Raw genomic sequence first — 14,656 nt, 5'->3', positions numbered from 1 at the left:
ATGGTTACTCTAAAGGAAGTGCAGTCCAAAAGCGGACTAAAAAAGTTTGTCAAATTTCCGTTTGCGCTATACAAAAACTCCCCGTATTGGGTCCCTCCCATTATCAAAGAAGAGATGGACACCTTTAATAAAAAGGTCAACCCCATCTTCAATGACGCTGATGCCTGGTTTTTTCTGGCCTATAAAGAAGGCAAAATAGTCGGGCGCATTGCGGCTATTATCAACTGGATAGAAATAAATCAGCAGAAAATCCGGAAAATGCGCTTTGGCTGGTTCGACTTTGTGGACGATACAGAGGTGTCAGAAGCCCTGATAGGAAAGGTTATTGAGATAGGCAAGTCGCAGCAGCTGGAATATGTGGAAGGCCCTGTAGGCTTTTCCAACCTGGATAAAGTGGGAGTGCTGATTGAAGGATTTGACCATATTGGAACCATGGTTACCTGGTACAATCATCCATATTATAAGGAACACTATGAAAGGTTGGGCTTCGTAACTGAAAAAACATACCATGAAAATAAATTTCCTTTCAGAAACGCCGATCCCAAGACGTTTCGAAAAGCGAATGTTTTGATAAAAAAACGTTATGGTTTGAAAGCTTTGAACTTTACCAAGACAGAGGAAATTATGCCCTGGACGGATAAAATGTTTGAGCTTTTCAATGAAAGCTATGCTGCGCTGTCTTCCTTTGTACCCGTTTCAGACCTGCAGCGGGAGTATTTCAAGAAGAAGTATCTCAGTTTTATCAATCCGGAATACATCAAATTTGTAGTAAATGAATCCGATGAACTAGTGGCCTTTGCAATTGTGATGCCATCCTATTCCAAAGCACTTCAAAAGGCCAGGGGAAAGTTATTTCCATTTGGGCTTATACATTTACTTAGAGCACGTAACCACAGCAAGGATATGATTTTTTACCTGATCGGTATCCATCCTGATTACCAGAGAAAAGGGGTTACAGCTATAATCTTTAATGAGTTCTACGATACCTTTGAGCCTAAAGGCATAGAGTACTGTTACCGTACGCCAGAGTTAGAGGATAATATCGCTACTCGTTTGATTTGGAAGAATTTTGACCCGGTTATCTATAAGAAGCGACGGACCTACCGTAAAGAACTCTGAAATTATTCTCCCATTGCTGCAGCTACAGCAGCAGACAAACGCTTGTAAACCCCTTTCTGCAGGCGCTCCCGTATTGAGGAGAAGGCCTCGAGAGTCTCGGCAATGTCTTCCATGGTGTGCGTGGCGGTAGGTATCATCCTCAGTAGTATAAGCCCTTTAGGAATCACAGGATATACTACAATTGAGCAGAATATTCCGAAGTTTTCCCTTAAGTCTTTAACCAAAGCCATGGCCTCCGGGATACTTCCATTCAGGTAGACCGGTGTAACGCAGCTTGAAGTGTTGCCAATATCAAAACCTCTTTCCTTAAGACCATTTTGAAGGGCGTTTACATTTTCCCACAACTTCGCCTTGAGTTCAGGCCTGGTGCGGAGCATCTCAAGTCTCTTGAGGGCTCCCTTCACATAAATCATTGGCAATGACTTGGCAAACATCTGGGACCTCAGGTTGTATTTGAGGTAGTCAATAATTTCTTTATCTGCTGCAAGGAAAGCACCAATTCCCGCCATAGACTTGGCAAAAGTGGCGAAGTACACATCGATATCGTCCTGTACCCCCTGTTCTTCCCCGGCGCCAGCACCTGTCTTGCCCAAAGTACCAAACCCATGAGCATCGTCAACAAGAAGGCGGAAATTAAATTCCTTTTTTAGGGCGGCAATTTCCTTGAGTTTTCCTTGTTCTCCACGCATTCCGAAAACACCTTCGGAAATAACCAGTATGCCACCTCCGGTTTGTTCCGCTAATTTGGTGGCGCGTTCCAGGTTCTTTCTCAGGCTGTCAATGTCATTGTGCTTAAAGGTAAAGCGCTTACCCATATGCAAGCGAACACCATCAATAATACATGCGTGGGAATCAACGTCGTAAACTATGATATCATCTTTGGAGACAAGGGCATCCACAGCAGACATAATTCCCTGATATCCGAAATTCAGCAAATAGGCTGCTTCCTTATTGACAAACTTAGCCAGCTCCTGCTCCAATTTTTCGTGGTAATCGGTATGACCGCTCATCATACGAGCTCCCATGGGATAAGCAGCACCGTATTCCATGGCTGCTTCTCCATCTACCTTTTTGATTTCAGGCAGGTTTGCCAATCCCAGATAATCATTTATACTCCAGGTAATCACATCTTTTCCCTGGAACTTCATACGGTTGCTGATTGGCCCTTCCAGCTTTGGGAAAACAAAGTATCCTTCTGCCTGTGAGGCCCATCGGCCCAAAGGACCTTTATTCTCAATAATCCTGTCAAATAAATCTCTCATTCAGCCTAGTTTGATGGGTGCAAAAATATAGAATTTTGCCTAGGATTCATAATAATATTTAGCCAATCCCTAACAGGGATTAAGCTGATTTGAAGGTAGAAAAATTGTTTAGGATACTGTTGGTCAGCGTATTACTTCAACAGGTTTGACCTCCGCAGCCTTTTGCTTGTCGAAGAAGCCCTGATCTTCCATCCATTTGTCGCTGTAAATCTTGCTCATATAGCGGGAGCCGTGATCGGGAAATATCAGAACCACATTACTGTCTGCTGTGAAAGTGTCCATGGCGTCTAGCTGCTTTACAGCCTGCATAACCGCGCCACTTGTATAGCCCACAAAAATTCCCTCTTTATGGGAAATTTCACGCGCTGTATGGGCACTCTCTTCATCGGTTACTTTTATAAAAGAATCAATAATGTCGAAATCCGTTGCGGTTGGTATCAGATTCTTACCCAGGCCTTCGATCCGGTATGGATATATCTCATTATGGTCGAACTCCCTGGTTTCGTGGTATTTCTTCAAAACAGAACCATAGGCATCTACTCCGATAACATTAATATCCGGGTTTTGCTCTTTAAGATATCGGGCTGTTCCGGAAATGGTACCTCCTGTGCCACTACAAGCCACCAAATGAGTGATCAAACCATTGGTCTGCTCCCAGATTTCTGGTCCTGTAGTCCTGTAATGGGCTTCAATGTTGAGATCGTTGAAGTATTGATTGATATAGATAGAGCCTTCGATCTCCCGGTGCAGCTGTTTGGCCACCTCGTAGTAGGACCTCGGATCGTCTGCACTCACGTGAGCAGGACAAACATACACCTTTGCCCCCATGGAACGGAGCATGTCTATCTTATCATTAGAAGACTTGGAACTTACGGCCAGGATACAATCATATCCCTTGATCATACATACCATAGCCAGGCTAAACCCTGTATTCCCTGATGTAGTTTCTATAACTGTACTCCCCTTCTTTAGGATGCCTTTGCGCTCTGCCTCTTCAACTATATGAACAGCGATGCGGTCCTTGGCAGAATGCCCGGGGTTAAATCCTTCTACTTTAGCGTAAAAGTTACCATCAAAGTTGGAAACTATATCGTTAAGTCTGATAAGCGGAGTATTCCCTACAAGTTGCAGGATGTTATCGTACGCTTGAATCGATTTTGCCATATATCTTGGTTAGATTATGCAATTCTATTGTACTCTGGTTGTGGGGACAAAATTACACTTTTTTTATTTAGGGAATTTTTCCCTCCAAATCCAGCAGAAAAGCGAACTCTTTGGCGGTTTCCTTCAGGGCTTCAAAACGACCTGAAGCGCCTCCGTGACCGGCATCCATGTTAGTATCCAGATAAAGCTGATTGTCGTCTGTTTTGTATTCTCGCAGTTTGGCTACCCATTTAGCGGGTTCCCAATACTGTACCTGCGAATCGTGCAGGCCTGTGGTCACCAATAAATGGGGATAAGACTGGGCTTTTACGTTATCATAGGGAGAGTAAGATTTCATGTACTTGTAGTACTCAGGATCATTGGGGTCTCCCCACTCATCGTATTCCCCGGTAGTAAGCGGAATGGAATCATCCAGCATGGTGGTAACCACATCCACAAAGGGCACAGCAGCAATAACCCCATTATATAAGTCTGGCTCCATATTTACTATGGCACCCATAAGCAGACCTCCCGCCGATCCACCATAGGCATACAAATGTTCCGGTGAAGTATAACGGGTATTTATTAGGTATGTGGAGCAATCGATAAAATCAGTAAAGGTATTCTTCTTGTTGAACAACCTTCCGTCCTCATACCAGGGTCTGCCCAGGTATTCCCCTCCCCGCACATGAGCTATGGCATAAATAAACCCGCGATCCAGTAAACTAAGTCGGATAGAAGAAAAGTAAGGGTCCGAGGTACTCCCATAGGAACCATATCCGTATTGAAAAAGCGGACTGCTTCCATCGAGGGGAGTGTCTTTGTGGTAAATCAAGGATATGGGAATTTCCCTGCCATCCCTGGCTTTGGCCCAGACACGTTCTGTTTTGTAGTTCTTTTTGTTGAATTTTCCACCCAGTACTTCCTGTTCCTTAAGGACTTCCTGAGTGCGGTCTTCCATATCAAAATCAATTATAGCGTATGGGGAAGAAAGCGAATTGTAAACGTACCTGAACTTTTTGGAATCATAGTCGGGGTTTACATAGGGATAAGCAATAAAGGTTTCACTTGTAAAGGGGATCTCATAAGCCTCACCACCATCCCACCTGTTGATCTTCAGGTGGGTTAGCCCATTGTTTCTTTCGGCCAGTACATAGTAATCGCTAAAAATTTCAAGGTCCTCCAAAAGCACATCCTCACGATGCGGTATGAACTCCTGCCAATGTTCCGAATTTGTTTTGTCTGTGCCCGTCTTCATCAATTTGAAATTGGTAGCTCCATCCTTATTGGTCAGCAGGTAAAAATGGTCTCCAAAATGGTAAATCGAATATTCAAGTCCACGTTCCCTTGGGGAGAACACCTGGAAAGTTCCGTTGGGATCATCCGCTCTGAGGAAACGGTATTCTGAAGTCATGGTACTGTTAGCACCAATGATAATGTAATCCCGTGATTTGGACTTGTAAACATATATGTTAAACGTTGCGTCCTTTTCGTGATACACCAGTTCATCCTGTTCGGCAGGAGTTCCAAGAATATGCTTATAGACCTTTTCCGAACGAAGTGTAACCGGATCTTTTTTCACATAAAAGAGGGTCTTGTTGTCATTGGCCCATACAGACGTTCCGGTTGTATTCTCTATCTTGTCTTCATAAACCTCACCAGTTTTCAGGTTTTTGACCTGAATCTGATACTGCCTTCTTGAAACTGTATCTATACCAAAAGCTGCATATGTGTTGTCCGGGCTTATGGAAATACCCCTTAGGTTAAAGTATTCCTGGTCTTCGGCAAGCACATTGCAATCAAACATGATCTCCTCCTGCGCATCCAATGAACCGGCCCTTCGGGTGTAAACAGGGTATTCCCTGCCCTTTTCATATCGTGTAGCATACCAGTAATTGTTCAGTCTGTAAGGAACAGAGGAATCATCTTCCTTTATACGGGATTTCATTTCATCAAAAAGCAGCTGCTGAAACTCCTTTGTGTGGGCCGTAGCCGCCTGGTAATAAGCATTTTCCTGTTCCAGGTATGCTATAACTTCAGGATTTTCCCGTTCGTTTAACCAGTAATAAGGATCAATACGGGTGTCTCCGTGAATAGTAAGTGCTTTCTCTACTTTTTTTGCTTTAGGAGGCGTACTGGCCATTTGGTTACCTTTATGATTTTGACATGCGGCGGCTAAAATACTACTTAATGCCAATATGGAAACGAATTTCAGAGTTGATCGCATGATTTACATTTGAGCAACAAATTAGTAAATTTGGGTTCAACTAAATCACAATAATATGTTTGGAGATTTGATGGGCATGATGGGTAAACTAAAAGAAACCCAGGAAAAAGTAAAAGCTACAAAGGAGAGGTTGAATTCCGTAAGCATTCAGGAAGCTTCCTCAGATGGACTCCTTTCTGTCACTTTAACCGCAAACAGGACGATCAAGGCAATTGAAATTGACGACCAACTCCTTGCCGATAAGGAACAACTCGAGGATTATCTGGTTCTCACTCTGAATAAGGCCATTGATAAAGCCACTCAGATCCACGAACAAGAACTGGCTGCGGTTGCCAAGGAAGGAATGCCTAATATACCTGGCATGGATGCCTTTCTTAAATAAATTGCTCGCATTGCGCAACTTTTAGAGATGTACGAAATCCGAAAAGAAAAAGAAAACACTTACCGCTTCCTGCTAAAAACCATGCAGGGCCGAACCCTCCTGAATAGTGTGGATTACAAAAGCGAAAAGGAAGCCCGTGAATCCCTGAGACGCTTAATTCCTGCATCGGAAAGATCCATTCGTGTAGAACGAAAGACCAACTACAACGGAAAATTCTTGTTCAGCTTGAGGGATAAACAGGGGAAGATCGTCGGAAAAAGCGGACTTTTCTCATCCGAGGCAGGTATGGAGAACGGGATAAAACACCTGTTAAAACGCATACAGGACATTCCTGAGGATGAAATTTTATAAGGACGTTAGCCTTTTTAAGAGCTCTTTATGCATGGCGCCTGTATAGTCCAGATGCGTTACCATACGTAATTTGCCCTGCCCCATACTGATAATATGAATATTGTTTTTCTTCAGGGTTTCGGTGAATAATTCAGCTGTTATTATTTTCTCTTCAACCTCAAAGATTATAATGTTTGTTTCTATCGGCTCCACTTTTTTTACAAATTCCAATTTTGAAAGGGTTTGCCCTATCTCACTGGCCTTATTGTGATCTTCCACCAGCCTTTCGATGTTATTCCTAAGAGCATATAAACCTGCAGCAGCCAGGTAACCGACCTGCCTCATGCCCCCTCCCAGGATCTTTCTTACCCGAAGGGCTTTATCAATATGCTCCCGATCACCAATTAACAGTGAACCAACCGGGCATCCCAATCCCTTACTGAGACAAACGCTTATGGTATCAAACATTCTACCATACTGCTCTGCAGTTTCCCCTTTGGCCACCATGGCATTCCACAATCTGGCACCGTCCAGGTGATAGGAAAGCCCGTGAGCATCACACACTTTCCTTATTCGCTTGAGTTCTTCAAAATCCCAGCAAGCGCCTCCTCCTTTGTTTGTAGTATTCTCAATGCATACCAGTCGGGTTAACGGGCTGTGATAAAAATCCGGTGGATTGATTGCCTTCTCTACCTGGGTGGCGGTAATCATACCCCGTTGACCCTCAATCAGTTTACAGGAAACCCCGCTGTTAAAGCTCACTCCTCCGCCCTCGTAATTGTAAACATGGGCGTAGTGGTCGCAAATGAGCTGGTCACCCGGATTTGTATGCAGTTTAATTGCTGTTTGATTGGTCATTGTACCACTGGGAAAAAACAGCGCAGCTTCCCTGCCGAACATAGCAGCAGCCTCGGATTCCAGTGCGTTTACTGTGGGATCGGCCTTAAAGACATCATCCCCAACTTCAGCGTCCATCATTGCGGCCAGCATTCCCTTCCCGGGACGCGTAACCGTATCACTAATCAGATTAATCTCCATGTGTTTGATAAGGTGTAAAACAGTCCATTCCAATAGGCGAGCCATCGGGTATCTTTGGCGAGGGTATCACTTTAAACTCTTCAGGGTCGCTGTAAAAACGATCTATTCTCCTTACCATTTCCACAGCAGTACCATTTGCCCTGGACTTTAACAGGGACGCCCTCAAACTCTTTAGCTGTTCATGGGCCAGCGCATTGACCTGCGGGTGCACATCTTCGTGCTGGGCCAGGTTCATAATATGGAACAGGACTCTATAGTTTATAATGTGCTGTGCTTCGGCCAGGTAGGAATCTTTCTCTTCTTTAAAAATGGTTTCTTCCACCGTTTTTTCCATAACCTCCTTTAATCCCAACTGTTTGGATTCCAGGCTTTTTTGATGAACAAGGCGGGAAGCACGTTCCGGATGGAGCAAAAATCCCAGTGTCATATCGGCTGCAGTTTCGGCTGCAGAAAGGGCGTCAAAGCTTACCCCAGTCTTTCCCCTGAAAGATTCCCGACTTCTGTTGTAGCCTATAGCCCTGGGCGGAAACAGCGGTAATTTCTCCCGGGGGATTGCTATTTCACTGGCATCGAGGGTTTTCAGAATACTTTGCAAAGCACTTTCCTGCAGGTCCTTGTCTGCCATTTTCCAAATTCCCTGTCTGTCCCCCCGGACCGCGTAGTTGTAATCCATACCTCCAATTACTTTTGTAGCTGCTTCTGTCTGATACCTGTGGAAAAAGTACAGGGGTACAAAGACGTCTTCCAGAACCGTATATGGCTGATAGGAAGGGATATTCTCAGCTGAAAAATTGGATATGGCCACCTTTCTTATCTGCAGTACCTCTTCCAGCTCATCCGCAGCCTGTTCTCCATTATCCCATAAATGCGCTAAGATGTGCGCACTGCCCATGGGCCTCGCATCCTGGTCGGATATAAATCGCAACCCGTCTTCTCTGGCCTGATCCAGTATGGCATTCAGTGCCTGTTTTTCATTTGTCCCCGATTGAAAATGGGAATAGGAATAAGCCACTGTAACCTTATCCCATTCCCCTATTCCGGTATCGTATGCATTGGAGAAATCGATGTTGCCATCGCGGATTTCAAAATTAGGATGGGGATAATCCATCACTGAGGCCCTGTTGTTTGTGCTGGCTGCAAAATTGTGCGTAAAACCAAGCGTATGCCCGATTTCGTGTGCAGATAGCTGACGAATACGGGCCAATGCCAGTTCCAGCATGGGCTGGTGATTATCATCCCGCTGGGCATAAGGGCGATTCATCAAAGCCTGTGCAATCATAAAATCCTGGCGTATCCTCAGGCTGCCCAGGCTAACGTGTCCCTTGATGATTTCACCGGTGCGTGGGTCAGTAATGCTACTGCCATAACTCCAGCCCCGGGTAGACCGGTGTACCCATTGAATCACATTATAGCGGGCATCCAGTGGGTCCGCATTATCCGGCAACATCTTCAACTGAAAGGCATTCTTAAAGCCAATGGCTTCGAAAGCTTCATTCCACCAGCGTCCACCTTCCAGAAGAGCTGAGCGGACAGGCTCAGGGGTGCCGTTATCCAGGTAGTAAATTATGGGTTCAACAGCCTCACTTACCTCCGCAGAAGGATCTTTTTTCTCCAGCCGGTGCCTTGTAATAAAGCGTTTCAGGATAGGCTCCTCAACAGGTGTGGCATAGTCGTAATAAGAAAAGGGGTAAGACCCACTTCTGGGGTCAAATTCACGCTTTTTATAATTGTCATCGGGCAGTTCAATAAAGCTGTGATGTTGCGCAACCGTAACCAGGTTGGGATTAGGGGTCACAGAACTGATGTAGCGGCCTTTGGGTTCGCCCTTGAAGGTCAGGGTAAAATCGAACTCCAGGTTCTTGGGAAATGCTCGCGTTCGATCCATGGCCATAGCGCTGCGGGACTTATCCAGGGTATAAGTACCCTGTCCGGAGTTTTTTAGTCGGGCAGCAACCCCATGAGCGTCACGCATCAGGAAATCCGTAATGTCAATAATGAAGGTATCGTTGATTTCTTCCTCTATAGGAAAGCCATAGAGCACGGATCTGGCAAAGGCCTGCTCTACGGCCTTGCTTTCCAGCGCATTGTCTGTAATGGCCCGAAACCTGAGGTTAGGTTGTACCAACAAGAGCTTGTTTCCGGCCTTTTCAAAAAACACAACCTGTTCGTTCCCTAATTGACCACGGTCCAGGCCAATATCATTGCTTCCAATGCCGCTGCTGAGGGAATAGACATAAAGGAAATCTTTCTCCAGGTCTTCTACCTCCAGATATATGCGGTCGTTTTTATCATCGTGATAGTAGTTGAAAAAACCCTGGAATTTCTGGTAATCCTTACTGTTACTAGAAAATTGTGCAGTAAGGGACAGGCATGGAAATAGTAGTAGGAATTTACAGATGGTCAATGTCTTCATAGCGTTCCGTGTTGAAATTTTAAATTTATGCAAATTTGGTTGCTCAACCATGTTTATAGCGTATTTTTGAGGAAAGTAAAAAAGCATGGTTACTACAGATCAGTATAAAGATCTCATGGAGCGCCTTGGTGCGCTAAGGAGGTATCTTTGACATAGATGCCAAACGCATTGAAATAGAGAACGAAGAGGAAAAAACCTTAGCTCCTGATTTCTGGGATGACCCCAAAAAAGCCCAGGAGCATATGCAATTTTTGCAGAAGAAAAAGAAGTGGGTTGCCGATTTTGAAGCGGGTATGACCCTGACCAATGACCTGGAGGTTTTACTCGAATTCTACAAGGAAGGCGAAGTTGATGCCGGGGAAGTAGACACACAATACCATAAAGCCCTTACTGCTATTGAAAACCTGGAATTCCGGAACATGCTTTCGGAAGAGGGTGACGATATGGTGGCTGTTTTGCAGATAACGGCAGGTGCCGGAGGTACGGAAAGCTGCGACTGGGCAGCTATGCTTATGCGTATGTACCTGATGTGGAGTGAGAAAAACGGCTACAAGGTTAAAGAACTCAATTTTCAGGAAGGTGATGTAGCGGGTATTAAAACAGTAACCCTGCAGATTGATGGGGACTATGCTTTCGGATGGTTGAAGGGAGAAAATGGGGTACACCGGCTGGTGCGAATTTCACCTTTCGACAGCAATGCCAAACGCCATACCTCATTTGCCTCTGTTTATGTTTATCCTCTGGTGGATGACAGCATTGAAATTGAGATTAATCCTTCTGATATCGAAATAACCACTGCGCGTTCCAGCGGTGCTGGAGGACAGAATGTCAACAAGGTGGAAACCAAGGTTCAGCTGGTCCATAAACCCACGGGTATACAAATTTCCTGTTCCGATTCCCGGTCCCAGCATGATAACCGTGCCACCGCCCTAAAAATGCTGAAGTCCCAGCTTTACGAAATAGAACTCCGGAAAAAGCAGGAGGCAAGAGACGCCATAGAATCGTCCAAAATGAAGATTGAATGGGGGTCGCAAATCCGTAATTATGTGATGCACCCTTACAAGCTCGTAAAGGATGTCCGCACAGGTGAGGAAACCGGAAATGTGGATGCCGTTATGGATGGTGACCTCAATGCATTTCTAAAAGCCTACCTCATGATGATGGGGCAAAAGGAAAAAGAAGCCTGATTATTAAAACGAACATTCATTACCTAAATTAATGATTAAAATCTATCATAACCCCCGCTGCCGTAAATCCCGTGAAGGGCTCGCATTCCTTGAAAAATCAGGAGAAAAATTTGAAATAGTCCGCTATTTGGACAATCCGCTGACAAGGGAGGAAATCACGGCATTACTTAAGGCACTTAACATCTCCCCTATAGACCTGGTGCGTAAAAATGAAGCTATCTGGAAAAGTGATTACAAGGGTAAGGAACTCAGCGATTCCCAGCTGATAGCTGCGCTGGCCGAACACCCCAAACTGATAGAAAGACCCATTGTACTTATGGGCAATAAGGCCGTGATAGCCCGCCCAGCGGATAAAATAAACGAGCTGCTGTAGTACATCCCCGACTTTTTATCCGGTAGTGATATCGACTATCCCAATAGCGATATTGCGAATTTCAATGTGCGCTTTAACAAACAATTAACCGAGTAGCGTTAAACCTTCTGCTAATTTTACACTCCAAGAATGAGGGGTAATGAAATATAACGGAATAATACTAATCGGCCTTTTTATACTGCTACTAGGTATCTCTAACCTAAATGCCCAGACCATGGGCAATCGCTTCGGCAGGCAACGGAACATGGCTCCCGCCGGTCCGGTGCAGCAGCAGGAACCCAAAGCACTTACTGCACCTGAGATTGTGGAACAGGAAATGCCCAAAATTACCGAGGCCCTGAACCTTAATGAATTTGAACAGGCTGTAGTTAGTAGTATACTCACCAAATATGTTCAACAGCGCATAGAATTGCAGTTGTTAAAGCTGGAACCAAATAAGATGCGCGAGAGTATAGAAAAAATCCAGAAAAATCAGGAAGAAGAATTAAAAGCAGGCCTTCCTGAAGACAAATTTCTCGCCTTCCAGGAACTTCAGAAAAATAGATTTCAGGTTAAAAGAAAGGATAAGAAAAAAAGGAAGAAGAAGAAAAACAACAAGAATAATTCTGATTCAGAAATTTAGATGAAGTATATTCTAATTCTAGCGAGTCTTCTCGTATTTAGCCTCGCTAATAGCCAACGCCCTCAAAATCAAAATCGTCTTCAATCCATCACCGTCACTGGATCAGTGTTTGACCAGGAAACCGGTCAGCCACTTGAATATGCCACACTGGTCTTGCAAAGCGTAAGAAGGCCAGACCTCATTACCGGGGGTATCACGGATAGCTCGGGAAAATTCAGCGTGGAGACATTTCCAGGTCAGTATAATGTGCGTGTAGAATACCTTGGGTATAAAACTTATGAACTTCCAAATCAAACCTTCCGGGCTTCTACAGACCTGGGAAATATCAGTTTGGGAATAGATGCAGAACAACTGGAGGCAGTAGAGGTTGTTGGTGAACGTACTACGGTAGAGCTCCGCCTGGATAAAAAAGTGTACAATGTAGGATCTGACCTTACCGTAAGAGGGGGCTCTGTTACGGACGTACTGGACAATGTTCCTTCGGTAACTGTGGATGTGGAGGGCAATATCAGCCTCAGGGGTAATGAAAGTGTCCGTATCCTGATCAATGGAAAACCTTCGGCCCTATCCGGTTTAAATCCGGAAACCCTTCAGCAGCTGCCTGCAGAAGCCATAGAAAAAGTGGAAGTAATAACCAACCCATCCGCTCGTTATGACGCAGAAGGGACAGCAGGTATCCTGAATATTGTACTTAAACAAAGTAAAACAGCCGGTTTAAATGGATCTGTCAATGTATTTGCCGGTACTCCCGATAACTTTGGAGGTGCCGTGAGCCTGAACCTCAGAAGAGAAAAATTCAACATCTTCACAAATACAACCTACCGATACAGGGATGCACCAGGTAACGCCCTTTTTGAACAGGAGAACCTGAACCCCGATGGCACAACAGCAAGTTTCCAGGACGAAATACGCAATTACCAGCGACAAAGTGATGGATTTAATACCAATGTAGGCTTTGAATATTTTTTCGATGATACCAGCAGCATTACTAATTCCCTAGTAATACGCAGCAGGGGTGGAAACAGCGAAACGAATATTGATTTTTTTAATTTCGATGCCGCTCTAAATCCTACCATTGAAAGGAATCGGTTTACCAATGAAGACAATGAGGACGAAACGGTGCAGTATTCCGTAAATTTTGTCAAACGTTTCAAAAGAGATGGTCACATCCTTACGGCAGATTACCAGTACTCCAGAGGTAACGAAATTGAGAATTCGATTATCAATGAGGTAGTTCTGGGTGAGAACATCAATCTGCCTACCGAGCAGACCATCAATGATGAAACCCAGGAGAACCAGCTGGTTCAATTTGATTATGTTTTGCCATTCGGGGAAGACAACCAGTCGCAATTTGAACTGGGATACCGTGGTACTTTCAATAATTTCAATACTGATTTTGATTTTGGTATACTCGAGGACGGTAACCTGGATGTAGATCCGAACTTCAGCAACGAGCTCAACTATAAGGAATACGTCAATGCGGCCTATGCCCAGCTGGGCTCTAAGTTTAACAAGTTCAATATACTTGGGGGCTTGCGGATGGAAGCCTCTGATATTGGCATAGAACTGGTCAATACAGGAGAGGTGGATAATAAGGACTATGTTGACTGGTTTCCTTCCCTGTTCCTGGGCTATGAATTTTCACAAGAGGAACAACTTACCCTGAGTTACAGCCGAAGATTGCGCCGCCCGAGAAACCGTTTTATCAACCCATTCCCTTCGCGGTCCAGCAACACCAACTTGTTCCAGGGAAACCCCGACCTTGACCCCACATACACCAATGCTTTCGATTTCGGGTATTTGAAACGTTGGGAAAAACTGACCTTCAACACGTCAGCTTACTATAATCGTTCTACCGGAGTGTTCCAGTTTATACAGCAGGAAACAGGCGATTTTGTAGAGATTGAAAATCCTGATGATCCTGGTAATCCGGTACTCGTGCCAGTACAGCGAAGGACACCCGTTAACCTGGCAACGGATGAACGCATTGGGTGGGAGTTTACCACTACCTATGTTCCCAAGAGAAGCTGGAGGCTAACCTGGAACCTGAACCTGTTTCAACAAAATATACGTGGGGATTATACCTTTACAAATTTCCTGGGCGAGGAGGTCACACAGAATTTTGATGCGGACAATTTTACCTGGTTCACCCGGGTAAGCGCCAAGATACCCCTGCCCTACCAGATTGATTTTCAATCTAATGTATTTTACAGGGGCCCTACAAGAAATGCACAAAGCGAGAATAAGGGAATCCTGAGTACAAACCTGGCCTTCAGCAAGGACATCATAAAAGACAAGGCCACCCTGTCCCTTAATGTAAGTGACCTTTTTAACTCCAGGAAACGTCGTTCCGAAGTGCGGACCGACAACGTATTTACCTACAGTGAATTCCAGTGGAGGGAACGGCAGATAACCATGTCATTTCTATATCGTTTCAACGAGCAACAGGATCAGCGTAATGGTCGAAGAAGGAACGGAAACGGAGGGGACGACGATTTTGAATTTGAAGGTTCGTCCAGATAAGCAAAGAGTTATATGAAACAAAAAAGAAGCCAGATGG

At 44.7% G+C, this 14,656-nt stretch carries 12 protein-coding genes; 7 read left to right on the top strand and 5 right to left on the bottom strand.

Annotated features, from left to right (window positions below):
- Complete coding sequence (locus OO016_RS07645) at window positions 1–1,119, top strand: GTP cyclohydrolase (protein WP_266012148.1); 1,119 nt, start codon at window positions 1–3, stop codon at window positions 1,117–1,119.
- A gap of 2 nt (window positions 1,120–1,121) precedes the next feature.
- On the opposite strand, the gene capB is transcribed toward OO016_RS07645, so the two are convergent.
- The 3 genes from capB to OO016_RS07630 form a co-directional block, all read right to left on the bottom strand.
- On the bottom strand, window positions 1,122–2,381 hold the full coding sequence (gene capB, locus OO016_RS07640; protein WP_266012146.1) for a cysteate-C-fatty acyltransferase: 1,260 nt from the start codon (window positions 2,379–2,381) through the stop codon (window positions 1,122–1,124).
- Window positions 2,382–2,504: 123 nt separating this feature from the next.
- Window positions 2,505–3,545, bottom strand: a complete 1,041-nt coding sequence (capA, locus tag OO016_RS07635) for a cysteate synthase (protein ID WP_266012144.1) — start codon at window positions 3,543–3,545, stop codon at window positions 2,505–2,507.
- A 67-nt stretch (window positions 3,546–3,612) separates the two neighbouring features.
- On the bottom strand, window positions 3,613–5,667 hold the full coding sequence (locus tag OO016_RS07630; protein ID WP_266012143.1) for a S9 family peptidase: 2,055 nt from the start codon (window positions 5,665–5,667) through the stop codon (window positions 3,613–3,615).
- Between the two features lie 139 nt (window positions 5,668–5,806).
- Here OO016_RS07630 and OO016_RS07625 point away from each other — a divergent pair, with 139 nt between their 5' ends.
- Window positions 5,807–6,133 (top strand): YbaB/EbfC family nucleoid-associated protein, encoded by a 327-nt coding sequence (locus OO016_RS07625; RefSeq protein WP_266012142.1) that lies wholly within the window; start codon window positions 5,807–5,809, stop codon window positions 6,131–6,133.
- Window positions 6,134–6,160: 27 nt separating this feature from the next.
- The gene (locus OO016_RS07620; RefSeq protein WP_266012141.1) at window positions 6,161–6,484 is read left to right on the top strand and encodes a YegP family protein; all 324 of its coding nucleotides are present in this window, start codon (window positions 6,161–6,163) and stop codon (window positions 6,482–6,484) included.
- On the opposite strand, the gene OO016_RS07615 is transcribed toward OO016_RS07620, so the two are convergent.
- Together OO016_RS07615 and OO016_RS07610 are read right to left on the bottom strand one after the other, a co-directional pair.
- The gene (locus tag OO016_RS07615) at window positions 6,479–7,501 is read right to left on the bottom strand and encodes a threonine aldolase family protein (protein ID WP_266012140.1); all 1,023 of its coding nucleotides are present in this window, start codon (window positions 7,499–7,501) and stop codon (window positions 6,479–6,481) included. The genes OO016_RS07620 and OO016_RS07615 overlap by 6 nt on opposite strands.
- Window positions 7,491–9,914: a zinc-dependent metalloprotease gene (locus OO016_RS07610; protein ID WP_266012139.1), complete on the bottom strand. Its 2,424-nt coding sequence runs from the start codon at window positions 9,912–9,914 to the stop codon at window positions 7,491–7,493. The genes OO016_RS07615 and OO016_RS07610 overlap by 11 nt, the downstream gene beginning before the upstream one ends.
- Window positions 9,915–9,999: 85 nt before the next feature.
- On the opposite strand from OO016_RS07610, the gene prfB reads away from it, so the two are divergent.
- From prfB to OO016_RS07590, 4 genes are all read left to right on the top strand, one after another.
- A protein-coding gene (prfB, locus tag OO016_RS07605; RefSeq protein WP_266012138.1) for a peptide chain release factor 2 occupies window positions 10,000–11,101 on the top strand; the annotation gives its coding sequence in 2 pieces (ribosomal slippage) (window positions 10,000–10,062 and window positions 10,064–11,101; 1,101 coding nt in all).
- 31 nt (window positions 11,102–11,132) lie between these two features.
- On the top strand, window positions 11,133–11,474 hold the full coding sequence (arsC, locus tag OO016_RS07600; RefSeq protein ID WP_266012137.1) for an arsenate reductase (glutaredoxin): 342 nt from the start codon (window positions 11,133–11,135) through the stop codon (window positions 11,472–11,474).
- A 139-nt stretch (window positions 11,475–11,613) separates the two neighbouring features.
- Complete coding sequence (locus OO016_RS07595) at window positions 11,614–12,096, top strand: hypothetical protein (RefSeq protein WP_266012136.1); 483 nt, start codon at window positions 11,614–11,616, stop codon at window positions 12,094–12,096.
- Window positions 12,097–14,619: a TonB-dependent receptor gene (locus OO016_RS07590; protein ID WP_266012135.1), complete on the top strand. Its 2,523-nt coding sequence runs from the start codon at window positions 12,097–12,099 to the stop codon at window positions 14,617–14,619.
- Window positions 14,620–14,656: the final 37 nt, after the last annotated feature.

Origin of the sequence: Lentiprolixibacter aurantiacus, from assembly GCF_026241225.1 — a bacterium.
Lineage (GTDB): Bacteria > Bacteroidota > Bacteroidia > Flavobacteriales > Flavobacteriaceae > Lentiprolixibacter > Lentiprolixibacter aurantiacus.
This window is presented reverse-complemented; position numbering and strand designations above follow the sequence as displayed.

Bases quoted from the DNA above. Each gene is read 5' to 3' on its own strand.
- OO016_RS07645 (WP_266012148.1), top strand. From the start codon at position 1: ATGGTTACTCTAAAGGAAGTGCAGTCCAAAAGCGGACTAAAAAAGTTT.
- capB (WP_266012146.1), bottom strand. From the start codon at position 2,381: ATGAGAGATTTATTTGACAGGATTATTGAGAATAAAGGTCCTTTGGGC.
- capA (WP_266012144.1), bottom strand. From the start codon at position 3,545: ATGGCAAAATCGATTCAAGCGTACGATAACATCCTGCAACTTGTAGGG.
- OO016_RS07630 (WP_266012143.1), bottom strand. From the start codon at position 5,667: ATGGCCAGTACGCCTCCTAAAGCAAAAAAAGTAGAGAAAGCACTTACT.
- OO016_RS07625 (WP_266012142.1), top strand. From the start codon at position 5,807: ATGTTTGGAGATTTGATGGGCATGATGGGTAAACTAAAAGAAACCCAG.
- OO016_RS07620 (WP_266012141.1), top strand. From the start codon at position 6,161: ATGTACGAAATCCGAAAAGAAAAAGAAAACACTTACCGCTTCCTGCTA.
- OO016_RS07615 (WP_266012140.1), bottom strand. From the start codon at position 7,501: ATGGAGATTAATCTGATTAGTGATACGGTTACGCGTCCCGGGAAGGGA.
- OO016_RS07610 (WP_266012139.1), bottom strand. From the start codon at position 9,914: ATGAAGACATTGACCATCTGTAAATTCCTACTACTATTTCCATGCCTG.
- arsC (WP_266012137.1), top strand. From the start codon at position 11,133: ATGATTAAAATCTATCATAACCCCCGCTGCCGTAAATCCCGTGAAGGG.
- OO016_RS07595 (WP_266012136.1), top strand. From the start codon at position 11,614: ATGAAATATAACGGAATAATACTAATCGGCCTTTTTATACTGCTACTA.
- OO016_RS07590 (WP_266012135.1), top strand. From the start codon at position 12,097: ATGAAGTATATTCTAATTCTAGCGAGTCTTCTCGTATTTAGCCTCGCT.